This window comes from Lelliottia sp. EB106-05-01-XG201 (assembly GCF_058791735.1).
Genome location: NZ_JBYTDV010000001.1, coordinates 2,414,067 through 2,437,495 on the forward strand (window position 1 = coordinate 2,414,067; position 23,429 = coordinate 2,437,495).

Below are 23,429 nucleotides of genomic sequence, written 5' to 3' on the forward strand. Positions count from 1 at the left end.
CTATAGCGCACAGTGCTACATTCCTCCGGACGCTATAACGCACAACGGAGTTTTCATGCGCCCTTCCTCCTCACTCTTCCCGGCGGTGCTGGCCGGTTTCGTCGCCGTGCTGGTGGGTTACGCCAGCTCTGCCGCCATTATCTGGCAGGCTGCCGCCGCCGCAGGGGCCACGCCGCACCAGATAGCCGGCTGGATGACCGCGCTCGGACTGGGCATGGGGGTGAGCACGCTCGCCCTTTCCCTGTGGTACAAATCCCCGGTGCTCACCGCCTGGTCTACGCCCGGCGCAGCGCTGCTCGCCACCAGTTTGCAGGGGGTGACGCTCGCCGAAACCATCGGCATTTTCATCTTCGCCAATGCGCTAATTTTGCTTTGCGGCGTGACGGGACTTTTTGCCCAGCTGATGAAAATCATCCCCCACACCCTGGCGGCGGCGATGCTCGCGGGTGTGCTGCTGCGCTTTGGCCTGCAGGCGTTCATTAATCTTGAGGGGCATTTCCTGCTGTGCGGCAGCATGCTGGTGGCGTGGCTGATTGCGAAAGCCTTTGCGCCGCGCTATGCCATTGTCGCCACCCTGCTGGTCGGGAGCGTCACGGCCTGGGCGGGAGGTGACGTTGTCACGGACAATCTGGCATTTAGCCTGGTGATGCCCGAATTTATCGCGCCAAAATTTACCTTTACCACGCTCGTCAGTATTGGTCTGCCCTTCTTCCTGGTGACGATGGCCTCCCAAAACGCCCCCGGCTTCGCCACCATGAAAGCCTCCGGTTATCCGGTAGTCGTTTCACCGCTGATCATCTTTACCGGCGCGCTGGCCCTGCTGTTCTCACCGTTTGGCGTCTACTCCATCTGCATCGCCGCGATCACCGCCGCGATCTGCCAAAGCCCGGATGCCCATCCGGACGCAGATAAACGCTGGATGGCGGCCGCTGCGGCGGGCGTGTTTTATCTGCTGGCGGGGATTTTTGGCGGTTCGATTACTGCCCTGATGGCGGCGCTGCCGCTCAGCTGGATCCAGACGCTGGCCGGGCTGGCGCTGCTTGGGACCATTAGCGGCAGTCTGTTTCAGGCGCTGCAGCATGAGACGGAGCGCGACGCGGCGATCGTCACCTTTCTGGTGACCGCCAGCGGCGTAACGTTGCTGGGGATTGGGTCGGCGTTCTGGGGGCTTATCGCGGGCGGGATCTGTTTCGCCGTATTGTCACGCTTTCGCCGCGCGTAGCTGCGAAGGCGTCAATCCGATAGTGGCTTTAAAGCGATTGCTGAAATGGCTGGCCGAGCTAAACCCGCAGGCCAGCGCGATATCCGTCAACGGCTGCTGAGTGAACTGCACCAGCTGTTTTGCCTTGTCCATGCGCTGTTGCATCACGTACTGATGCGGCGCCATGTTCATCGACTGGCGGAACATCCGCGCGAAATGGTATTCGCTCAGTGCCGCCACCGCCGCCAGTTCCGCGAGGGTTAAGGGATCTGAGAGATGGTTGTCGACGTACTCCAGCACATTGCGCAGCACAAACGGCGAGAGACCGCCCGTCACCACCGGCAGTTTCCACTGCACGCTGGAGTAGTTCTGGATCAGATGGGTCAGCAGCAAGGTGCTGGCGGTGCTGAGGGTCAGCTGATTGGCCTGCTGCTGCCAGTCACAGCCGAGCAAAAACTGGCGATAGAGCATGGCGATTTTGGGATCGCTGGCGAAGGTTTTTTCGTCCAGTGAAATCCCGGCCGGGCTTTTGTCCCAGATTTTCTCGCCCAGTTCACGCAGATGCTCGTCGGTGCAATACAGATGCACAAAGGACAAATCGTCGCGGATATCCCAGCTCGACTCGCTCTCTTTTGGCATCAGGCAGAAACGATCCGGTCCACCGCCGTTTTTCCAGCCGCTGGCCGTTTTGTGGTAGCTCTCATAGCCGTCCGCCACGTACAGGCTCAGGGTGTGATGATTGCTTTTAACCGTCACCGTATCGTGCTTGTTGTACCACGCCGCCAGCTGGATGCCCGAATTGAGGGCGACCGTCTCCCGCAGTACGGCATTCTGTTGGCGAAGGGTTTCAAAGGTGTCGTAAGCGCGAGACATAACCGGTAGCTGGCAAGTAAACAGAGAGACAGTCTAAGAAGAGTTGTCGCCTGATACCAGAGATGAGGTAAGAAAAAAGCGCAAGAATTTGCAAGTCTGCCGCAAGCTGCTGAAAGCAGGCGCGCGTATGCCAGGTCACACTGCTCTTTTGCGCTTTGATAAGAGAGAAAAATGAACGCATTTTTGTATGGGCTGGTGGTGGTGATCTGGGGAACTACCTGGATTGCGATTTTCCTGCAACAAGGACCGGTTGCCGCGCCGGTGTCCATCTTCTGGCGCTTTGCCGTGGCGAGCGCCACCATGATGCTGGTTCTGTTGGCGCTCAGACGCCTGCGTAAAATGGTCCTGCGCGATCATCTGTTCTGCATGATTCAGGGCTGCTGCGTGTTCTGCTTTAACTTCTGGTGTTTTTACACGGCAGCGAAGTTTATCAATACCGGTCTTGAGTCGGTCATTTTCTCGATGGCGGTGCTGTATAACGCCATCAACAGTTTTATCTTCTTCGGCCAGCGTCCACCGGCGCGTTTCTGGACCGCAGCGGCGCTGGGCCTGCTGGGGATCATCACCCTCTTCTGGGACGATCTGTTGGCGAGTGGCTGGAGCCATGAACTGCTCCTCGGCATCGGCCTGTCATCGCTCGGAACCTACGGTTTCTCGCTGGGGAATATGATCAGCCTGCGCCATCAGCGTAACGGCCTGGAAACCATGACCACCAACGCCTGGGCGATGATGTACGGCACGCTGGTGATGGGCGCGATTGCGCTGATCCGCGGCGACAACTTTATGCCGCAGTGGACGGTGAGCTACATCGGTGCCCTGCTGTATCTGGCGATTTTCGGCTCGGTCATTGCCTTTGGCGTGTATTTCACGCTGGTCGGGCGCATCGGGGCTGGCAAAGCGGCTTATAGCACGCTGCTGTTCCCGCTGGTCGCGCTGTCGATTTCGACGGTGTACGAAGGCTACGTCTGGCACATGAATGCCGTGGCAGGATTGCTGCTGATTCTGACGGGGAATATGGTGATGTTCACAAAACCGGAAACCTGGTTTAAGCGACTGCGGACGGCGTAAAAAAACCGGCGGTGTGATACCGCCGGTATGGACATTATTTTTTCTTCACGTCAAACATGGTGGCATCTGTCGCCATGTCATCGATAACGTGTGTCAGGTTCGACATCGCCATCGGCGTGCTTTCGTTATTGAGCTCTTTCCCTTCGCCTTTACGGACGACTTTAACCACAGGTTTGCCCGTTGCCGCGTCAATCAACTCACCTTCAAAGAAGAGATGAGTATCCATGGTGCGGTGTCCGGTCGCCATTTGCGTACCTGCCACCACCAGCGCTACTGGCACCACTTCATAGAACTGCAACCCTTCTTCTTTCGAACTCACACCGGTAATCGCGCCGCGGAAAATCAGGCTACGTGGTCCTGGCGTCGCCACCAGCGGTTTACGCGAACCGATGGCAGGTTTCATTTTATTGTTAGCATAAGTCAGCAGCCCATCGAGGGTTTTTTGCCCTATCTGGGTTGAAGGTTTAGGCGTTGGATAATAGGTAATTGGATTCCAGACAATACTGTCGTAATTAGACGGGTTGTAGGATGGATCAACCCAGCGCAGCGTCGGTTTACCGGTCGCTGACGTTGTTTGCTGCAAGCCTGAATAATCTTTCAAAAAGCCCGAGAACTGATCGGGTTGCGCCACTTTGGACGCACAGCCGGCTAATGCCAGCAGGCCGGTAAGCGCTGCAACTTTAAAAAAAGTCTGAGTACGCATGGTTGTGGATCCCTGTTATGTGCAGATATGCATATGAAGTTATAGCAAAAGTATCAGGGGTCTGTTGTGACAAAAAAGGTGCTCGACGCACAATTCAGAAAACAGACTGCCCGTAATAGTTACGGGCAGTGATTTTATGGTTATCTAATATCCACCTGCCAGAACAGATGTTTGCCGAACGGATCGATTTCGTAGCCCGTCACCTCTTTTCTCACCGGCTCAAAAATCGTGGAGTGGGCAATCATCACCGCAGGCATTTGATCGTGCATCATCTGCTGCGCCTCTTTGTACAGCGCCACGCGTTTATCGTGATCGGTTATCGATTTTGCCTCGCTGATGATTTTATCAAACGGCTGATAGCACCATTTCGCCGAGTTCGAGCCGCCGTTGGCTGAAGTACAGGTAAACAGCGGACCGAAGAAGTTATCCGGATCGCCCGTCGCCGTGGTCCAGCCCATCAGCGCCGCCTGGTGTTCACCGCCCTTCACGCGCTTGAGATATTCGCCCCACTCATAGGTGACGATTTTTGCCTGCACGCCGATTTTCGCCCAGTCGGCCTGAATCATTTCGGCCATCCGTTTGGCGTTCGGGTTATAAGGACGCTGCACCGGCATCGCCCACAGCTCGATGCTCACGCCGTCGGCGAACCCGGCTTCTTTCAGCAGTGCTTTGGCTTTTTCCGGATCATAGTCGTAATCCTTCAGCTCGCTGTCCGCGCTCCAGACGCCCGGCGGCAGCAGGTTTTTCGCCGCGGTGCCGGTGCCGTGGAATACGGCATCGATGATCGCCGGTTTGTTGATCGCCATCGCCAGGGCCTGACGCACTTTCACGTTATCCAGCGGCGGTTTCTGGGTGTTAAACGCCAGGAAACCGGTGTTCAGTCCCGCTTTGCTCATCAGGTTGATATCTTTGTTGGCCTTCATGCGCGGCAGATCCGCCGGATTCGGGAACGGCATCACCTGACACTCGTTTTTCTCGATTTTGGCAAAGCGCACGCTGGCGTCCGGGGTAATGCTGAACACCAGCCGGTCGAGCTTCGATTTGCCCTGCCAGTATTCCGGGAACGCGGTGAAGAGGATGCGTGAATCTTTCTGGTACTGCGTCAGCTTAAACGGCCCGGTGCCGATTGGGTCCATATCCACCTTTTCCGGCGTGCCCGCTTTAAGCATCGCGTCGGCGTATTCTGCTGAGAGGATCGAGGCAAAATACCAGGCCAGATCCGCCACAAACGGCGCTTCCGGGTGTGCGAGCGTAAAGCGCACGGTGTGGTCGTCCACCTTGTCGATGGCGGTGATCAGGCTGCCAAACTCCAGGCTTTCAAAGTTGGAATAGCTGCCGTTCGAGACGTTGTGGTACGGGTGATTGACGTCTTTCTGCCGCATGAAGGAGAAGATCACGTCATCCGCGTTGAAGTCGCGCGTCGGCTTGTAGAATTTGTTGCTCTGGAATTTCACCCCTTTGCGCAGATGGAAGGTGTAAACCTTGCCGTCTTCGCTCACGTCCCAGCTTTCGGCCAGGCTTGGCACCAGTTCCGTGGTACCGGGTTTGAAATCCACCAGTCGGTTATAGACCGGGACCGCGCTGGCATCCACGCTGGTGCCAGAGGTATAAAGCTGAGGGTTAAAGTTTTCCGGCGATCCTTCCGAGCAATACACCAGTGTTTTTGCCGCCACGGTGGAACTTACCGTTAATGCGGCAATGGCCAGGGTTAATTTTGTCAGTTTGCTGTTCATCGCATTTTCCTGTCTTTTTATTCGACGGCTAATTAATTCTTTTGCCGATACACAAATACCATTAAAGTGATTATGCAAACACCTGATAATACAAATAAAGAAGGAATCACTATGGCGAAATCACTCTCCAGTCAATTAACCCAACGCTTTTATCGCTACCTGGCCATCACCAGCCAGAGCGATCCGAAAAGCAAAACGCTCCCTTCCACACCGGGCCAGCACGAGATGGCCCGCGAACTGGCTAAGGAGCTGGAATCACTGGGGTTGAGCGACATCGTGATCGACGAATTCGCCACCGTTACCGCCGTCAAAAAAGGCACGGTCAGCGGCGCGCCGCGCATCGGATTTATTACCCATATCGATACGGTAGACGTCGGATTATCACCGGATATTCATCCACAAATATTAAGATTTGCAGGAGAAGACCTCTGTCTGAATAAAGAGAAACAGATCTGGTTACGCGTAAAAGAGCATCCGGAAATACTGGCTTACCCGAATGAAGAGATTATTTTCAGCGACGGGACCAGCGTATTAGGCGCAGATAATAAAGCCGCCGTGACGGTGGTGATGACGGTGCTGGAAAACCTGACGGCGGAGCATCAGCACGGGGATATCGTGGTCGCCTTTGTGCCGGATGAAGAGATTGGTCTATGCGGCGCGAAAGCGCTGGACCTGAAACGCTTCGACGTCGATTTCGCCTGGACCATCGACTGCTGCGAAATTGGCGAGATCGTGTACGAGAACTTTAACGCCGCGGCAGCGGAAATCCGCTTCACCGGCGTGACCGCCCACCCGATGTCGGCGAAAGGCGTGCTGGTCAATCCGCTGCTGATGGCGATGGATTTCATCAGCCATTTCGACCGTCAGGAGACCCCGGAATGCACCGAGGGGCGCGAGGGATATGTCTGGTTCAACGGTATTCAGGCCGGACAAAACGAAGCTGTGCTCAAAGCCAATATCCGTGATTTCGACACCGCCAGTTTCGCCGCGCGCAAACAGCAGATCGCCGACGTCGCGCGCAAAATTGCGGAGCAGCACCCCACCGCCCGCGTCGAACATCACATCGAAGACACCTACAGCAATATCAGCAATGCGATTGGCGAAGATCGCCGCGCCATCGACCTGATGTTTGAGGCGATGGAATCCCTCGGCATCACGCCAAAACCGACGCCAATGCGTGGTGGTACCGACGGCGCAGCTCTGTCGGCGAAAGGCCTGTTGACCCCGAACTTCTTCACCGGCGCGCATAACTTCCACTCAAAATTTGAGTTCCTGCCGCTGTCATCGTTCGAGGCGTCCTACAAAACGGCCCTGCAACTCTGCCTGCTGGCCGCCCGTTAGGCCGGTTTGCGCGCCATTATAGTGGCGAAACGCAGTTTGATGCGGTTCCCGTTGGCGTCGGTGCGGTGTAACTCGCCGACGTCTTCGTTATATTTCAGCAGCTCCCAGCCTTGGTAATAGCGGCACAGTTCGCCGCTTTTGAACGCGAACGGGAACCCGACGGTGCACGGGTAATCTTCCGTATCCATCGCCGCCACAATCAGGTTGTAACCGCCAGGGACGGTGCAGCGCTGCATGTTGGCAATCAGTCCCGGAATGGTTTTGGCTTCCAGGAACATCATCACCACGGTCGAGAGAATAAAGTCATATTCACCGTCGAAGCTCAGGCTGTTCAGATCCTGAACCGACGCCTGCAGATTGTGAATCCCTTCTTCCGCCTTGATGCGCTCGATGTTATCGATGCCCATCGGGTTTTTATCCCAGGCGGTGACGTCGTAGCCATTAGCCGCCAGATACAGGCTGTTGCGGCCATTGCCGCAGCCCAGATCCAGGGTTTTACCCGGTTTGACGATCCCGGCGCTGTAGAGCACCTCCGAGTGGGTGCGGGTCAGACCATATTTTTCGGTGAAGTAGTTTTCATCAAAGTGAGTCATTTCTTTTCCTCAGCGTGCATAAGCGTGGCTTTATCTGAACGAACTAAAAGCTTTCCCTGCACCAGTAAAATGAAGGTGCGCACCAGCAGGAGCGCAATGATGGCGTTAGTAAAAATAAACAGCGGCACCGCGATCGCGTGAAAAAAGCCCGACGGACTGCTCTGCCCAAGATGCAGCCCGGTGGTCGCGAGCGCGGAGACGCCGAACGAGAAGCTCCAGAAAGAGGCGTTAAACGGCTGGGAGAGATACCAGGGCATCAGGCGCAGCATAAACAGCAGCTGCAACAGGCCGTAGCCAAACAGCATTTTGGCGAAGGTATCCGCCTCGCCGCCGTTGACGCTAAACCAGGCGCTGCAGGCCACCAGCGCGGGCGCCAGCTGAATGCCGAGCGACGTTCTGAGTGCCGTCGGCAGTTCACCAGCGCTGCGCAAGCGTTGCAAAATCACCGGTTCGAGGCTCAGCCACGAGAAAACCCCAGCGCCTAAAAACACCAGCCCCGCATCGTGGAACCCGAGCGCGCCGCAGGCCATCGCGCTGATAAAGTTATTGGCGACCGTCGGGAGATACAGACCCGGCGTGGTGGCCTCTTCAGGGTGTTTTCCCCGCCACAATCCGGCGCTTTGCCAGGCGGCATAACTCAGCTGCAATACTACGCCAATGCCAAACAGCACCAGCGAAACGGGACGAAACCAGGGGACAAAACCAATCGCCACCAGCATCGTGGTGGCCGGAAACAGGCTGACAAAACTGCTCATCACCGGGTGGCGCATCTCCGCCAGTACGCTCTGCGGGAAACGCACGGCGCGGGTGATGAAAGCCAGGGTCAGCAAAAACCAAATCAGAGTGGCTAGCGACACCAGAATCTCACCCGGCCAGCGGGAAACCGGCCAGAGGGTGCTGGCGTAACGCCAGGCGAAACCCATGCCAATAGTCCCTAATACCATGCCGAAATAGCCGAAGGGTAAGTTAAGAACTTGTTCGGATTTGTGTCTTTTATGCATTAATTTTAAAGTATAAATTATATTTGAAATGCTAGTTTAAGGGGTTTCAGACTCGGTTGCCAGTACTTCAGAAGGCGTAAAGTTTGCTACGTTTAATGAAAACGATGAGCAGAGAGACCCTCATGAAAAAATACCGACTCAGCGACGAGACCCGCCTTTATCACTTTCAGAACACAGAGGGAAAAGCCAGCGTCACCCTGCGCCAGATCATCGCCGAACGTGATTTCAGCGATGTCACCGCCGGGACCAAAGGCGGCTGGCTGGAGGATGAAAGCGCCCTGTCGCATGACGGAAATTGCTGGGTATACGATGAGAACAGCGTCGTCTTCGGCCAGGCACAAATTTGCGATAACGCGCGCATTACCCAGCCCTGCGTGATCAGCCATGCGGCAAACATCCGCGATAACAGCTGGGTGGACGGTTCTCAGGTGAGCCACGGCGCACAGATAAGTGACAACGTCACCGTTCAGTCATCCGTGGTGCGCGGCATCTGCCACCTTTACGGCAACGCGCGTATTCTGCATGAGAGCACGGTGATAGCAGCGACTGGCATGACGCCCGACCGCGAACAGGTGCTCAAAATCTACGATAACGCCACCGTCAGCCAGTCCCGCATTGTCCATCAGGTGCAAATTTACGGCGATGCGAAGGTCAATTTCGCCTTCATCGAGCACCGCGCTGAGGTGTTTGAGAACGCTCTTATCGAAGGCAATGAGGTGAACAACGTCTGGATCTGCGACTGCGCCAAAGTCTACGGTAACGCCCGACTGGTCGCAGGCCTTGAGGATGATGCCATTCCCACCCTGCGCTACAGTTCGCAGGTGGCCGAAAACGCCGTCGTTGAGGGGAATGTGATTATCAAGCATCACGTGCTGATTGGCGGCCAGGCGTGGCTGCGCGGCGGGCCGATCATGATTGACGACAAAGTGGTGATTCAGGGGCGCGCCAGAATTAGCGGCGATGTGCTGATCGAGCATCGAATTGAAATCACCGACGATGCGGTGATTGAAGCCTTCGGCGGGGACAATATTCATCTTCGCGGGGAGAAAGTGATAAACGGACAGCAGCGCATCACCCGCACGCCGCTGCTCGGGGCGCTATAGGCGGATGATTTTCGCGTAGGTGTTCACATCCTGAAATTCACCGTTCAAAAACTCGGCCTCTTTCAGGCACCCTTCCAGCGTAAAACCGTTCCGCACGGCCACGCGGTTACTCTGCGTGTTCGCCACGCGGCACTTAATGACGAAGCGACGAATTTCCCCGCGCTCTGCGTAGTAGCCCATAAACGCCTGTAACGAAAGCGACAGAATACCCTGCCGCTGACTGCCTTTATCCAGCCAGTAGCCGATATAGCCGGTTTTGTTTGTCGGCTCGATGGAATTAAATGACAGCACGCCTTTCAGCGTCTCATCCTGAAATATCAGGAACATTTTCGCGTATCCGCGCTGGTGCAGCATCTGATTGCTGAGCACGTTTTTACGCGTATCGTCCTGCGTACCGACGTACTGCGCCCAGTCAAAGGCGGTCTGCAGCCAGGTTTTATTTTTTATCACCAGGGCGTGAAGTTCGCTGGTGTAGTGCTCGTCGACGGACCGGAGTTCGATGCGGTCGGTAACGGGAATGATTTCAACGGAGGTCGCGGTCATGAGTCCTCATATTTTCCCCCTCCCACGAAGGGAGAGGGATTTGAGCGTTAGCGCATCACGCGGTCGTCAACGTAGTTGCGTTTATCCGGTGCAGGCGGGAAATACTGATACAGCCAGGTTTCACTGATCGCATCCCCCTGGCAGCGCAGGAACATGCGCATTTCAACCGGATCGGTGGAGTCGTCCGTTGGATACCAGTCAAACAGAATGCGGTAGCCGTCGAAGGGTTCGACGTAGAGGATCTCAACCTGTTTCGCTTCGCCGTTCGAGAGCGTTATGACCGGCTCGATGCCCTTCGGCGCAGCGGCTTTCAGATCGCCCCCCACGAAGTCGATGGCAAAACGACGCGCCCACACTTTCGGGTAGTTTTCGCCCGGTGCCCAGCCTTCCGGGAAACCGCCCATGCCGGTGCGAGTCGCAAAGACGTTCGCCAGCGGCGAGCGAACCGGCGGCTGCGCGCTCCAGTAAAGACGATATTTGAAGTCCAGCTCGTCGCCCGCTTTGACCGGTTTTTCCGGTTGCCAGAAGCAGACCACGTTATCCAGGGTTTCGCCGGTGGTTGGGATCTCCATCAGGCCGACGCTACCCTTGCCCCACTGATTGCGCGGCTCGACCCACAGGCTTGGACGTTTGTTGTACCAGCCCATGATGTCCTGATAGTGGGAGAAATCGCGGTCCAGCTGCAGCAGGCCAAAGCCTTTCGGGTTTTTATCCTGGAAAGCGTTGAACTGCAGTTTCTGCGGGTTATTAAGCGGACGGCAGATCCACTCCCCGTTACCGCGCCACATCGCCAGGCGATCGGAGTCGTGGATTTGCGGGTGAATGGTGTCGCACATGCGGCGTTCGTTATTGCCGCAGCTGAACATGCTGGTCATCGGCGAAATGCCGAGCTGCTTGATGTCTTTGCGCGCATACAGGTGGTTATCCACCTCCATGATCACCTGGCTCTTCTCGCAGTGAATCACGAACTTATAGGCACCGGTGATGCTTGGGCTATCGAGCAGCGCATAGACGGTAAAGGTGGTGTCGTTGGGTTTGACCGTTTCAAACCAGAACGAGGTGAAATCCGGGAACTCTTCCGGCGTATCGGTAAAGGTATCCACCGCCAGACCGCGCGCAGACAGGCCGTACTGATAAGTATCATCCACGGCGCGGAAATAGCTCGCGCCCAGGAAAGAGACGATGTCGCGACGCGCCAGTTCCGGCGCTTTGAAGGCGCGGAAACCGGCAAAGCCTAAGTCGCTCTGCCCCTGGAGCTGTTTGGTGTCGACATCCGTATCGTTGTAGCTGAACAACTCAGGGCGGAAGTGGATCTCACGCGCCTGGGACGTCGCAGAATCGAGGGAGAACATGCGCACGCGGCGGCGGAAACCCATCCCCATATGGAAGAACTGGACGTCTAACTGACGGTCTTCGATATTGTTCCACAGGGACTGTTTTTCGTCGTATTTGATGGCGTTGTAGGCCTGCGGCGTCATGGTCGCCAGCGTATTGGGCAGCGGACGCGGCGCGCCGCCCCACGAAGTTTGCGCCAGATCGTGCGCCATGGATTGCAGGACAGAGAAGTCAAAACGACGGCTCTGACCGTCGGCAATGTCCGACTCGGCAGCAAAGGCTGCACGGGAAAAGAGCGATGAGAGTCCAGCGGTACCGCTCAGGGCAGCCATGGCCAGCGAGCCTTTTAAAAAACGTCTGCGATTCATGCCTGAGAAAACGTCCTTATGGTCGTGTGAATGAGTTTCGCACGCAGCGAAACGACGGCAAGAAAGAACGCACAGCCTAAACAAAAACGGTTAAGAATCCAATTGTTGAGCGGCGATAATCTGAGCAAAGCGAGAAATATTTTCTGTCGAGGGGAATGGGCTGAATTGACGGTAAAGTTATGTATGCATCAAAAATAAAAAGCCCCTGAAGGACATCTGCATCAGGGGCAAATCAGGCGCGATATTATTATTTTACGCTGACATCGATACCCGGGAAGTATTTCTTCGCAAGCTGGTCGATCGTTCCGTCAGCGCGGACTTTCTCAATGGCCGCATCGAGCTGTTTTTTGGTGGCCTCATCACCTTTACGCAGCCCGAAACCGATCCCGCTGCCGAGGATAGTGTCGTCCGACACCGGTTTGCCAATAAAACCAAACCCTTTCCCCTGCGGCTTACTGAGGAAACCTGCTTGCCCGGCCGCTGACATCACCAGCGAGGCGTCGATACGACCATTCAGCAAGTCACCCCAGGCCATATTCTGATCTTTATAAGACACCACGGTGACACCGTGCTTCTCCCAGTGCTCTTTGGCATAGGTTTCCTGAATCGAACCCTGCAGCACGCCAATCGTTTTGCCTTTTAACCCTTCCGGCGTCGCTTCAACGCCGCTTCCTTCTTTGCCCACCAGTTGGGAAGGAATACGGTAGATCGGCTGGGTGAAGTCAATGCTCTGACGGCGCTGATCGGTGATGTTCATCGCCGAGTTAATGGCGTCAAATTTCTTCGCCATTAAGCCCGGGATCAACGCGTCAAAGGAGGTCTCAACCCAGCTGCATTTTAGCTCGGCAGCTTTACAGATCGCCTTACCCAGATCGATATCAAAACCTTCCAGTTCGCCCGACGCATTGCGGCTTTCAAACGGCGGATACTCCGCTTCCAGGCCATAGCGCAGCTCGGTCGCAGCAAAGGAAGAAAATGAACACAGCAATCCCATGCCGACAACTAATGCGTTAAATTTCATCTCAACACTCCTTAGCGTGGTTTAACCCGACACAGGGCCTGCGCACCTGCCCGTAATGTTGCCTCGTCTTTGGCAAAAGAGAGGCGGATCAATTTGTTATCTGTTCCGTCCGTATAAAACGCCGACAGCGGAATGGTTGCCACACCGGATTCGACGATCAGCCGTTTGACCATCTCGCTGTCGCTCTCATCGCTGAAGTGGCTGTAATCAGCCAGCAGGAAGAACGACCCGGCGCTCGGCAGCAGACGGAACGGCGATTCCGCCAGTAAATTTTGCAGCAGATCGCGCTTGCGCTGGTAAAACGCCGACAGCGACAGCCAGGTTTGCGGATCGGCCATGTGCTCCGCAAAGGCGTACTGCATTGGAGTATCGGCAGAAAACATCAGAAATTGATGCACTTTGCAGATTTCGTCCATCAGCTCAGCGGGAGCCACACAATACCCTACGCGCCAGCCGGTGACATGATAGGTTTTTCCAAATGATGAGATGATCACGCTACGCTCCGCCAGCTGCGGATGCGTGGCCATGCCGTGATGCGGCTGTCCGTCAAACACCACGTGTTCGTACACTTCATCAGACAAAATAATGATGTCAGTCTGGCGGGTGATCGCCGCCAGCTGTTCCAGGTCTTGTGCAGAAAAGACCTGTCCGCTCGGGTTGTGCGGCGTGTTAATGATGATCATGCGGGTGCGGGGAGTGACCGCAGCGCGAACTTCGTCCCAGTCGACGGCAAAATCTGGCACTGTGAGTTTAATCGCCACAGGCTTTGCGCCCTGCAAGCGGACAATCGGCGCGTAGCTGTCGAAAGAGGGTTCAAAATAGATAACTTCATCACCGGGATGCACCAGCCCGCTGATGGCTGAATAGAGCCCTTCGCTGGCGCTGGCGGTGATCAGCACTTCGCTGCTTGCGTCATAGCGGGTGCCATACAGCGTGGCAATTTTATCGACGATGCGCTCTTTTAGCGGCTGTAGACCTGTCATCGCGGCATACTGGTTATGCCCCGCTTCCATCGCCCGCGTGACGCCCGCGATAAGTTTAGGATCGCAGGAAAAGTTGGGCGCACCCTGAGAAAGATTGATGGCGTTATGTTGAGCGGAGAGTTGGCCAATCACGGTAAAAATCGTTGTGCCAACGTCAGGCAGTTTTGAACGGGTTTGCACGGGCGTATGCAGAGTCATCATCAATCCTTTTGCGTGGATAGTGCATAACTATTCAACAAGAACGACACCGCGGGGACAACCGAATTGTTGTCATAGTAGCCATGACGAAAATGCATAACTTGAACGTTTTTGAGGGCAAAAGAGACACTTTGACTTTTTGCTTAAAAACTCAATCAGCGATCACAAATATCAAATGACGTCCTCTGGAAATATAAAAACAAGAACAAATATTCACCATTGTTAATTAAAAACAAATAAACACCATGAATAAATAAACGAAATATATCACTCAATATAATCAAGGTTTCAATGCGTTACTTTTGACGCAAATATTAACATTTTACCGATTCATATTAATTGCCGCCGCATTCGAAACAATATTACGATTCCTCCGATTCTTGTTATGGGCAAAAGTTCATCTCAAATCATAATAAAAACCTTTCTAAGGAATGAAAAAATGAATAGAAAAGTATTGGCACTGGTCATTCCTGCGCTTCTGGCAGCAGGTGCAGCTCACTCAGCTGAGATTTATAACAAAGACGGCAACAAACTGGATCTGTACGGTAAAGTCGATGGTCTGCACTATTTCTCTGACAACACTTCTGCAGATGGCGATCAGAGCTATGTTCGTCTTGGCTTCAAAGGCGAAACTCAGATTAACGACCAACTGACCGGTTTCGGCCAGTGGGAATACAACGTTCAGGCTAACAACACTGAAGGTTCGTCAAACCAGTCCTGGACCCGTCTGGGCTTCGCGGGTCTGAAATTCGGCGACTACGGCTCATTCGACTACGGTCGTAACTACGGCGTCCTGTACGACGTAGAAGGTTGGACCGATATGCTGCCAGAATTCGGTGGCGATACCTGGGCACAGTCTGACGTTTACATGACTAGCCGTGCAAACGGTGTGGCAACCTACCGTAACACTAACTTCTTTGGTGCGGTTGATGGCCTGAACTTCGCCCTGCAGTATCAGGGTAACAACGAAGGCGACGGTAACGGTAACGAAGGCACCAACAACGGTCGCGATATTCGTCATGAAAATGGTGACGGTTTCGGTATCTCCTCTACCTATGATTTCGGTATGGGCTTCAGCGCAGGTGCAGCGTATGCCTCTTCCGACCGTACCAACGACCAGGTTAACTCTGGCGGCGGTCGTTATGCTGGCGGCGATAAAGCTGACGCATGGACCGCAGGTCTGAAATACGACGCGAATAATATCTATCTGGCAACCATGTATTCTGAAACCCGTAATATGACCATTTACGGCGACAATGATATGCAGGGCGGCATTGCTAACAAAACTCAGAACTTCGAAGTGACTGCACAATATCAGTTCGACTTCGGTCTGCGTCCAGCGATTTCTTACCTGCAATCTAAAGGTAAGGATTTAACCTACACTACCAACACAAGCACCATTAACGCAGATAAAGATCTGGTTAAATATGTTGACCTTGGCGCAACCTATTACTTCAACAAAAACATGTCCACCTATGTTGATTATAAAATCAACCTGCTGGATGAAGATGATGACTTCTATAACAAAGCTGGCATCTCTACTGACGATATCGTAGCCTTGGGTCTGGTTTACCAGTTCTAATTCTATGCATCATGTAAAACCCGCCGCGGGGCGGGTTTTTTTTCGCCGATTGACAGATTCCGCCAGCTCATGTGTGATGGACGACATGATAAAAACGCATGCCTGGAGAGTTTATGTCGCGCCGTACCTTCCCACACAATGCTGTAGACGCCTTTCTGGTCACCGCCCGTCATCTGAATCTCACCCATGCGGCAAAAGAGCTGTGCCTGACTCAGGGGGCCGTGAGCCGGAAAATTGCCAGTCTGGAAAGCTGGTTTGGCTTTCCGCTTTTTGAACGGCACGCACGAGGATTGAGACTTTCCTCACAGGGAAGCGCCCTGCTGCCTGACCTGCAGGCCGCATTCGAACATCTGTTAACGGTGGCCGAACAGGCGCGCGCGCAGCAAACGGTCGTGCGCCTGAAAGTCCCGACCTGTGCCATGCGCTGGCTGGTTCCGCGGCTGCTACAGGTCGAGAACGAACAGCCCGAGCTGCAAATTGCACTCACCACCTCTACCGATCACACGGTGAACTTCAAAACCGAATCCTACGACGCGGCGATCGTGTTCGGCACCCATCTAAACGCGGGCGATCTGCTGTTTGAGGAGGCGCTAACGCCGGTGATGAGCCCACTACGATTGAATGCCCCGCTGGAAACCCTGACCTTTCTTCACCCTACGCGGGACAAAACGGACTGGTCGCTATGGCTCTCCAGACAGGCTGAACTCGCCCTGACGATGCAGAGAAATCAGCATTTCGACACTATGGATTTGGCGATCACCGCCGCGATGCAGGGGCTGGGCGTGGCGATTGCAGATGAAACGCTGGTCGAAGAGGACATTCGCGCCGGACGACTCGCGCGCCCTTTTGACACCAGCGTCAAAACCGGCGCCAGCTATCGGCTGGTGTTACGGGAATCACGCGCGAAAGCCGCCGGACTGGCCGCGTTTCGCGCATGTTTACTCAATCAAGACTCACATGGTGCTTCATCACCCGTTTAAACAGGCTCATTCGGGCGCGCATAAAGCGGTTTTCTAGCCGAAAACCTGCATGTTTATTCAAGCCGATACGCAGCAACACGTCCCGCCCTTTACGACAGGCAGGCCAGCGCGTCGGGCCCTGTAGCGCATCGCAGGTTCGGCTCGCATGACGGGCAAAGTTGACCCAGTAATCCGCCACCTGCGCGGCAAACGCCAGATCGCGCTCGTTCACATACTGGCGTGAAGGCTCAATGTTCCCGAGCGTATCAAAAACATACGGCACTTCATTCCCGTGCCACGCGCCGTTCTGATAGGTATCGTGTTCCGCTTCCGCGACATAATCAAACCAGTAGCGCCAGCAAGGCTCGCCGACGCGCTGCTGGGCCTGCATCACCACAAATCCCATGGTGGTGAACGCCATATCGCGGCACACCTGCCGCCCCAGCTCTTCATCGCCCTTCACGCCGGGATAAAGCAGCTTGATCAGCCCCAGACCCAATCGTCGTTCGCGGCGCAGCTTCTGAATTTGCCCGGCGAGATCGATGCCAAACACCGCCATCACGCTGGCTTCGTCGCTGTTTGAGCCAATCATCAGCGGCACAGGGTGCTGGCGGGCGGCAAAGAACACATCCAGCATCGGCTCCGGCAACACGCTGTCGCCAACAATCGGCGTCGGCGCGATATTCAGAGGCGCCGCCAGGGACCAGAGGGCATCGGCCGGGATCGCCCGCAGCTGTTCTGCCGTGGCATTCTGAATACCAAAATGCGCCGCCAGCGCCTCACCTTTTTGCAACGCCTGCTCGCGCGGAGTATCGGGCAGCGTGTAGCCGCTCTGGACAATCGCCTTATGAAACAGCCCTTTTGCCAGCGGAGAGGCAAGCAATGACAGCACGCTGCGCGCCCCGGCAGACTCACCGAACAGGGTCACGTTATCCGGATCGCCGCCAAACGCGGCAATGTTGTCGCGCACCCAGTTGAGAGCTGCAATTTGATCGTACAGCGCAAAATTATGCACAACCGACGCTTCTTCACCGGCGAGCGCCGGATGGGCAAAGAAACCGAGATGGCCGAGCCGATAGTTGATCGTCACGACGACTACGTCCCGTTGCGCCAGCGCCTTGCCGTTGTATGGTGGCAATCCGCCCGCCCCGATTGTAAATCCGCCGCCGTGTAGCCAGACCATCACCGGCAGCGGCGCATTGCGTTTTGCGGGAGACCAGACGTTGAGATAGAGACAATCCTCCGAGAACCGCCCAGGGTCGCCCCCGCCCAGTTCCCGGCAGTAGTCGCTGTTTTGCCAGCTGGATGCCGATATCGTATCGGCCAGACGAATACCGTCCCAGGATTCAGGAGGTTGTGGCGATCGCCAGCGCAGTGCGCCGACGGGCGGTGCGGCATAGGGAATACCGCACCAGACATGAATATCTTCATCCGTAAAACCGCAGAGCGCACCCTGACGCGTCGTCACCACCGGGGGAGTGGAATGTTCCATAATCACCTTCTTTTTCCATCACACCCCAGCAGAGTAGCGATTTCAGAGCAAACCGCAACGCCGTTTACTGCGGTCTTCCGCCTGCTGATAGAGCTCAAACTCGTCGTACACCGGGCAACCGAGCGCGGTTTCAAATGCTTCCCGGCTGGAATTCCCGTGGCTCCGCGCCTGGGTTTCATTCCCCAGATTCGACTGGAAAATCCCCGCCGCGCTCACCGGCAGAAAATCTTCATAGGTAATGGGCTGCGCCACGACCCAGCCGCGCTCAATCAGCGGCTGCGGATCGTCGCCCGGACGAAATGCCTGCCGATGCGCCTCGCCCGCAGGCGTCAGACGGTAGCGGAAATAGGCCAGCTCCTGACGGCGGAGGAACATTTCGCTGTCCGGGAAGGTCTGGAACACTTCGCGCAGATGCAGCTGATGGGTCAGATTGTCCCTGCCGGTGCCCGCTTCGGTAAGCAGCCGATCATAAAGTTCTCGGCCCTTCGGCGTTAAGGCCACCCCGCGCTGCTCGATCTCGCCAAAGCGCGCCGTGTGCGTGCCTTTATGTTCTCCGGCAAACAGCACCGGCTCTTCCAGCGCTTTAAAACTGGTCTGACGCAGTAAAATCGGCACCTCACGACGCGGCGGGCCTTCGATCAAAATCTTCGGTTCAATGCCGTACTTCGGCATCAGCTCCTGCACCCGGTCGATATCTAAGGTGCGCGGCGTAAGATGGTTGATATGGCAGCCGCGGAAGCAGACCACGTCGGCGATCAGACGATGTTCATTGTGCAGCGCCAGATAGGTTTCCTGATCGACAGTGGCGTGGCGATGCCAGCGGAAGGTTTCCAGCGCTTCACGAACAAACTCGCGCGCCTGGGTTTCAGTAAAGTGCCCTTCCGACTCATGCAGCGCGATCAGCTCCAGGCAGCGCGGCGTGAAGATATTGCGCTGGGCGAGGATTTCCGCCGCGCGTTTGCGCATCTCCACGTTTTCGATAAGCTCCATGCGCAGCAGCGAGGTGAAAACGCGGAACGGATTGCGGGACAGCGCGGCGTCATCGATAGGGCGAAACGCCGTGGAATGGACCGGGACGCCTGCCTGGGAGAGATCGTAATAGCTGACGGGATACATGCCCATAATGGCAAACATCCGCCGCAGCGTAGAGAGTTCCTGCGCACTGCCCACGCGGATCGCCCCGTGGCGCTCGACATTCAAACGCGCCAGCTCGTCGGCGTTGGCGAGTTGTTCATGTAAGTGCGGATTATTTTCCAGTACCGCCAGATTCACATCCGCAACCAGCTCCAGCAATGTGCCGTACTGCGGAACTTCCTGCTGGTACATCCCTGACATAGCCTGCGAAAAGTGTTCCCGAATGTCATCAGCCGTGATGGTGTTCGCCATGATGTCATGCCTCCAGTGAATATTACCTGGAGTGTAGAGAAGGCCGTCCTCGTTGGGGGGAAGAATTTGCGATTTGTGATCCTGACAGGCAAGTGGTTATTCCCTGCGCTTTTTGTCACTGATTATCACGAAACGTCATAAGCGGAATGCATCGTCCGCCTGTGAAAATTTTCTTGTAACTCAAATAGATCAAATGTTAATAATATTTTGCTATCAGGTTATCAAAATTAAACATCTGTCCTTGTCACTCCCATGGCTATCTTCATAACATCGCATCATGGAAAAAAATGGTTTGTTTAGTCAGCGCATACGCTTGCGCCATCTGCACACTTTTGTGGCCGTCGCTCAACAGGGAACGCTGGGGCGTGCGGCTGAAACTCTTAATCTTAGCCAGCCGGCCCTTTCAAAAACGCTGAACGAACTGGAACAACTGACCGGAACTCGTCTTTTCGATCGCGGGCGTCTTGGCGCGCAGCTGACCTTAGTCGGCGAGCAGTTTCTGACTCATGCCGTCAAAGTTCTGGATGCCCTGAATACCGCCGGTCAGGCGCTGAATCGTAAAGACGATCATCCCGGCGACGTGGTGCGCGTGGGCGCGCTACCCACGGCAGCGCTCGGCATTTTGCCTGCGGCTATTGGGCAGTTTCATAAGCAGCAAAAAAACACCACCCTGCAGGTGGCGACCATGAGCAACACCATGCTGCTGGCGGGATTAAAGTCGGGCGAGCTGGATCTGGGGATCGGGCGCATGTCCGATCCTGAGCTGATGGGTGGCCTGAATTATGAACTCTTGTTCCTGGAATCACTGAAACTGGTGGTTCGCCCGAATCATCCGCTGCTTCACGATACGGTGACCCTGAGCCGGGTGATGGAGTGGCCAGTGGTGGTATCGCCGAAAGGCACCGCCCCGCGCCATAACGCCGAAGTGATGCTGCAAATGCAGGGCTGCAAGCTGCCGTCCGGGTGCATCGAAACCCTTTCGGCGTCGCTGTCGCGTCAGCTGACGGTGGATTATGACTACGTCTGGTTTGTGCCGTCCGGCGCGGTAAAAGAAGATCTGCGCCAGGGTTCGCTCACCTCTCTGCCGATTGCCTCTCCTGGGGCCGGTGAGCCTATCGGCATTTTGACTCGCGTCGATACGCCGCTCTCTTCCGGCGCGCAGTCGCTCCTGAGCGCGATCCGCAAGTCGATGCCAGGCTAAGATCTTTTCTGCGTCTTCCCTCAAACCCGTCGCCCTGACGGGTTTTTCGTCTGTTTAATCAAATAATGCGAAATTATTTATTAACAATTGCGCTAAACAATTTAACAGATTTATCATAGCCGCGAATTCACCAAATGGTTCACACCCTCTTTCACTCAGTGGGTTTAAAAGCCGTATAAACGGTATTCATCGTATAAATCATCATTAAATCCGTATTCAATTACCCATTTGGTACAGGCAAAACATCCTTGCTGTGGAGTGAATACGAGGTCTTTAAGGAGATAGACATGGCATTTGGCAGCGCGCCACGCGGGGTCCCAAGACTTCTGCAGTGGCTCCTGGTCGTCCTGATGGCACTCATCGGACTGGCGATCGGCGGACTGGGCCTGAAGCTCGCCACCCTAGGCGGCACCTGGTACTTCCTGATCATGGGCGTGGTGATGTTGGTCTCCGCCTTTTTAATCCTGACGAATCGCACCAGCGGTATCGTCCTTTATGCTATCGCGTTTGTCGCCTCCCTGTTCTGGGCGGTTAGCGATGCCGGCTGGGATTTCTGGCCGCTCTTCTCGCGCCTGTTTACTCTCGCCGTGCTGGCCTTCCTGTGTGCCATCGTCTGGCCGTTCCTGCGCGCGGTAAACAGCCGTCAACCGGCTAACACCAAACCGGCGTTTGCCCTGGCCGCGCTGCTGGCCGTCGCCATGCTGGTGAGTTTCGGCTGGATGTTTAAGCCGCAAACCCTGGTGGCCGCTAACGAAGCGGTGCCGGTGAAACCCGTCGCGCCAGGCGAAGAGCAGAAAAACTGGGAGCACTGGGGCAACACGACCCACGGCGACCGTTTTGCTGCGCTTGACCAAATCAACAAGCAGAATATCGGCGAGTTGAAAGTGGCCTGGACCGCGCACACGGGAGATATCCCGGTGAGCAACGGTTCCGGTGCCGAGGACCAGAACACCCCGCTGCAGATCGGCGACACCCTGTTTGTCTGCACGCCGTACAGCAAAGTGCTAGCCCTGGACGTCGATTCCGGCAAAGAGAAATGGCGCTACGATTCCAAAGCCACCGCACCCAACTGGCAGCGCTGCCGTGGGCTCGGTTTCTTTGAAGATCACAGTGTGGTGACAACGTCACAAACCGAGTCTCAACCTGCCGCCTGTTCCCGTCGTCTGTTCCTGCCGACCACCGATGCGCGTCTGATCGCCATCAACGCCGATACCGGTAAAGTCTGCGAAGACTTTGGCGATCGCGGTATTGTCGATCTCAGCGTTGGTATGGGTGAAATCAAGCCAGGCTACTACCAGCAAACCTCGACGCCGCTGGTGGCCGGGAATGTCGTCGTTGTTGGTGGCCGCGTGGCGGATAACTTCTCCACCGGTGAACCGCCGGGCGTGGTGCGTGCCTATGACGTGCATACCGGTAAACTGGCGTGGGCCTGGGATCCAGGCAACCCTGAACTGACCGGCCTGCCGCCGGAAGGTCAGACCTATACGCGCGGTACGCCGAACGTCTGGTCTGCGATGTCTTACGACGCCAAATTGAACCTGATCTATCTCCCGACCGGCAACGCGACGCCAGATTTCTACGCAGGCGAACGTACCGCGCTGGACGATAAATACAGTTCCTCGATTGTGGCCGTCGATGCCACCACCGGTCAGGTGCGCTGGCATTTCCAGACCACCCACCACGATCTGTGGGACTTTGACCTGCCTTCCCAGCCGCTGCTGTACGATCTGCCAGACGGCAAAGGCGGCACCACGCCGGTGCTGGTGCAAACCAGCAAACAGGGCATGATCTTTATGCTCAACCGCGAAACCGGTAAACCGGTGGCGAAAGTGGAAGAGCGCCCTGTCCCGGCGGGCAACATTGAAGGTGAACGTTACTCCCCGACGCAGCCGTATTCCGTTGGCATGCCGATGATTGGCAACCAGACGCTGACCGAATCCGATATGTGGGGCGCGACGCCGGTCGATCTGCTGCTGTGCCGTATCCAGTTTAAAGAGATGCGTCATCAGGGCGTCTTCACCCCACCGGGTCTCGACCGTTCTCTGCAGTTCCCTGGCTCTCTCGGCGGGATGAACTGGGGCAGCGTGTCGGTTGATCCGAACAACGGTCTGATGTTCGTCAACGATATGCGTCTGGGCCTGGCGAACTACATGGTGCCGCGCGCTAACGTGGCTAAAAACGCGAGCGGGATCGAGATGGGTATCGTGCCGATGGACGGAACACCGTTCGGCGCCATGCGCGAGCGCTTCCTCTCTCCGCTGGGCATTCCATGCCAGAAACCACCGTTCGGCACCATGTCCGCCGTGGATCTGAAAAGTGGCAAACTGGTGTGGCAGGTTCCGGTCGGTACCGTTGAAGACACGGGTCCGCTGGGCATTCGCATGCACATGCCAATCCCCATCGGCATGCCAACCCTGGGTGCGTCGCTTTCAACTCAGTCTGGTCTGCTGTTCTTCGCCGGCACTCAGGATTTCTACCTGCGCGCGTTTGATACTGCGACCGGGAAAGAGATCTGGAAAGACCGTCTGCCAGTGGGCAGCCAGTCCGGTCCGATGACTTACGTCTCCCCGAAAACCGGGAAACAGTACATCATTATCAACGCGGGTGGCGCACGCCAGTCGCCGGATCGCGGCGATTACATTATTGCCTACGCCCTGCCAGATAAGGCGTAACGATCTAATGCAAAAGGGGCCGATTGGCCCCTTTTTTGCCCGGCGGCGCTACGCTTGCACGGGCCTACGGGTT

19 protein-coding genes are annotated in these 23,429 nt (G+C 55.8%); 8 read left to right on the forward strand and 11 right to left on the reverse strand.

Annotated elements, in window-relative coordinates:
* Positions 1 to 55 precede the first annotated feature (55 nt).
* Complete coding sequence (locus AC3WS9_RS11330) at positions 56 to 1,222, forward strand: benzoate/H(+) symporter BenE family transporter (protein ID WP_492488385.1); 1,167 nt, start codon at positions 56 to 58, stop codon at positions 1,220 to 1,222.
* Here AC3WS9_RS11330 and AC3WS9_RS11335 read toward each other — a convergent pair.
* Entirely contained in the window at positions 1,202 to 2,074 is an 873-nt protein-coding gene (locus tag AC3WS9_RS11335; RefSeq protein ID WP_492488387.1) for a helix-turn-helix transcriptional regulator, read from the reverse strand. The genes AC3WS9_RS11330 and AC3WS9_RS11335 overlap by 21 nt on opposite strands.
* Before the next feature lie 171 nt (positions 2,075 to 2,245).
* On the opposite strand from AC3WS9_RS11335, the gene AC3WS9_RS11340 reads away from it, so the two are divergent.
* On the forward strand, positions 2,246 to 3,142 hold the full coding sequence (locus AC3WS9_RS11340; protein ID WP_492488389.1) for a DMT family transporter: 897 nt from the start codon (positions 2,246 to 2,248) through the stop codon (positions 3,140 to 3,142).
* A 34-nt stretch (positions 3,143 to 3,176) separates the two neighbouring features.
* On the opposite strand, the gene AC3WS9_RS11345 is transcribed toward AC3WS9_RS11340, so the two are convergent.
* Together AC3WS9_RS11345 and AC3WS9_RS11350 are read right to left on the reverse strand one after the other, a co-directional pair.
* The gene (locus AC3WS9_RS11345) at positions 3,177 to 3,845 is read right to left on the reverse strand and encodes a DUF3313 domain-containing protein (protein ID WP_285150468.1); all 669 of its coding nucleotides are present in this window, start codon (positions 3,843 to 3,845) and stop codon (positions 3,177 to 3,179) included.
* 140 nt (positions 3,846 to 3,985) lie between these two features.
* Positions 3,986 to 5,578, reverse strand: coding sequence for an ABC transporter substrate-binding protein (locus AC3WS9_RS11350; RefSeq protein WP_492488391.1), 1,593 nt, complete (start codon positions 5,576 to 5,578; stop codon positions 3,986 to 3,988).
* Positions 5,579 to 5,689: 111 nt separating this feature from the next.
* Here AC3WS9_RS11350 and pepT point away from each other — a divergent pair, with 111 nt between their 5' ends.
* On the forward strand, positions 5,690 to 6,919 hold the full coding sequence (gene pepT, locus AC3WS9_RS11355) for a peptidase T (RefSeq protein WP_492488393.1): 1,230 nt from the start codon (positions 5,690 to 5,692) through the stop codon (positions 6,917 to 6,919).
* Here the strand turns inward: pepT and tehB are convergent.
* Both tehB and tehA read right to left on the reverse strand, forming a co-directional pair.
* Positions 6,916 to 7,512, reverse strand: a complete 597-nt coding sequence (tehB, locus tag AC3WS9_RS11360; RefSeq protein ID WP_492488395.1) for a tellurite resistance methyltransferase TehB — start codon at positions 7,510 to 7,512, stop codon at positions 6,916 to 6,918. The genes pepT and tehB overlap by 4 nt on opposite strands.
* Positions 7,509 to 8,513: a dicarboxylate transporter/tellurite-resistance protein TehA gene (gene tehA / locus AC3WS9_RS11365; RefSeq protein ID WP_492488397.1), complete on the reverse strand. Its 1,005-nt coding sequence runs from the start codon at positions 8,511 to 8,513 to the stop codon at positions 7,509 to 7,511. Before tehA ends, tehB begins: the two co-directional genes overlap by 4 nt.
* A gap of 122 nt (positions 8,514 to 8,635) precedes the next feature.
* Here tehA and ydcK point away from each other — a divergent pair, with 122 nt between their 5' ends.
* Positions 8,636 to 9,616 carry a YdcK family protein gene (ydcK, locus tag AC3WS9_RS11370; RefSeq protein ID WP_492488399.1) on the forward strand — a complete coding sequence of 327 codons (981 nt, stop codon included), beginning with the start codon at positions 8,636 to 8,638 and terminating at the stop codon, positions 9,614 to 9,616.
* Here ydcK and rimL read toward each other — a convergent pair.
* The 4 genes from rimL to AC3WS9_RS11390 all read right to left on the reverse strand — a co-directional run bounded on the left by rimL (position 9,611) and on the right by AC3WS9_RS11390 (position 14,064).
* On the reverse strand, positions 9,611 to 10,159 hold the full coding sequence (gene rimL / locus AC3WS9_RS11375; protein ID WP_492488401.1) for a 50S ribosomal protein L7/L12-serine acetyltransferase: 549 nt from the start codon (positions 10,157 to 10,159) through the stop codon (positions 9,611 to 9,613). The genes ydcK and rimL overlap by 6 nt on opposite strands.
* Positions 10,160 to 10,206: 47 nt before the next feature.
* Positions 10,207 to 11,862 carry a glucan biosynthesis protein D gene (locus AC3WS9_RS11380; RefSeq protein ID WP_492488403.1) on the reverse strand — a complete coding sequence of 552 codons (1,656 nt, stop codon included), beginning with the start codon at positions 11,860 to 11,862 and terminating at the stop codon, positions 10,207 to 10,209.
* 247 nt (positions 11,863 to 12,109) lie between these two features.
* The gene (locus AC3WS9_RS11385) at positions 12,110 to 12,883 is read right to left on the reverse strand and encodes an ABC transporter substrate-binding protein (protein ID WP_285154947.1); all 774 of its coding nucleotides are present in this window, start codon (positions 12,881 to 12,883) and stop codon (positions 12,110 to 12,112) included.
* A gap of 11 nt (positions 12,884 to 12,894) precedes the next feature.
* Positions 12,895 to 14,064, reverse strand: coding sequence for a pyridoxal phosphate-dependent aminotransferase (locus tag AC3WS9_RS11390; protein WP_285154981.1), 1,170 nt, complete (start codon positions 14,062 to 14,064; stop codon positions 12,895 to 12,897).
* A 439-nt stretch (positions 14,065 to 14,503) separates the two neighbouring features.
* Here AC3WS9_RS11390 and ompC point away from each other — a divergent pair, with 439 nt between their 5' ends.
* Positions 14,504 to 15,646 carry a porin OmpC gene (ompC, locus tag AC3WS9_RS11395; protein ID WP_492488405.1) on the forward strand — a complete coding sequence of 381 codons (1,143 nt, stop codon included), beginning with the start codon at positions 14,504 to 14,506 and terminating at the stop codon, positions 15,644 to 15,646.
* A gap of 113 nt (positions 15,647 to 15,759) precedes the next feature.
* Positions 15,760 to 16,626 (forward strand): LysR substrate-binding domain-containing protein, encoded by an 867-nt coding sequence (locus AC3WS9_RS11400; RefSeq protein ID WP_492488407.1) that lies wholly within the window; start codon positions 15,760 to 15,762, stop codon positions 16,624 to 16,626.
* On the opposite strand, the gene AC3WS9_RS11405 is transcribed toward AC3WS9_RS11400, so the two are convergent.
* Positions 16,589 to 18,097, reverse strand: a complete 1,509-nt coding sequence (locus AC3WS9_RS11405; RefSeq protein ID WP_492488409.1) for a carboxylesterase/lipase family protein — start codon at positions 18,095 to 18,097, stop codon at positions 16,589 to 16,591. The genes AC3WS9_RS11400 and AC3WS9_RS11405 overlap by 38 nt on opposite strands.
* Before the next feature lie 42 nt (positions 18,098 to 18,139).
* Positions 18,140 to 19,483 carry a 2-oxoadipate dioxygenase/decarboxylase HglS gene (gene hglS / locus AC3WS9_RS11410; protein ID WP_492488411.1) on the reverse strand — a complete coding sequence of 448 codons (1,344 nt, stop codon included), beginning with the start codon at positions 19,481 to 19,483 and terminating at the stop codon, positions 18,140 to 18,142.
* A gap of 277 nt (positions 19,484 to 19,760) precedes the next feature.
* On the opposite strand from hglS, the gene AC3WS9_RS11415 reads away from it, so the two are divergent.
* Together AC3WS9_RS11415 and AC3WS9_RS11420 are read left to right on the forward strand one after the other, a co-directional pair.
* Positions 19,761 to 20,684, forward strand: coding sequence for a LysR substrate-binding domain-containing protein (locus AC3WS9_RS11415; RefSeq protein ID WP_282493129.1), 924 nt, complete (start codon positions 19,761 to 19,763; stop codon positions 20,682 to 20,684).
* 287 nt (positions 20,685 to 20,971) lie between these two features.
* Entirely contained in the window at positions 20,972 to 23,356 is a 2,385-nt protein-coding gene (locus AC3WS9_RS11420) for a membrane-bound PQQ-dependent dehydrogenase, glucose/quinate/shikimate family (protein WP_492488413.1), read from the forward strand.
* The last annotated feature ends 73 nt before the right edge of the window (positions 23,357 to 23,429 follow it).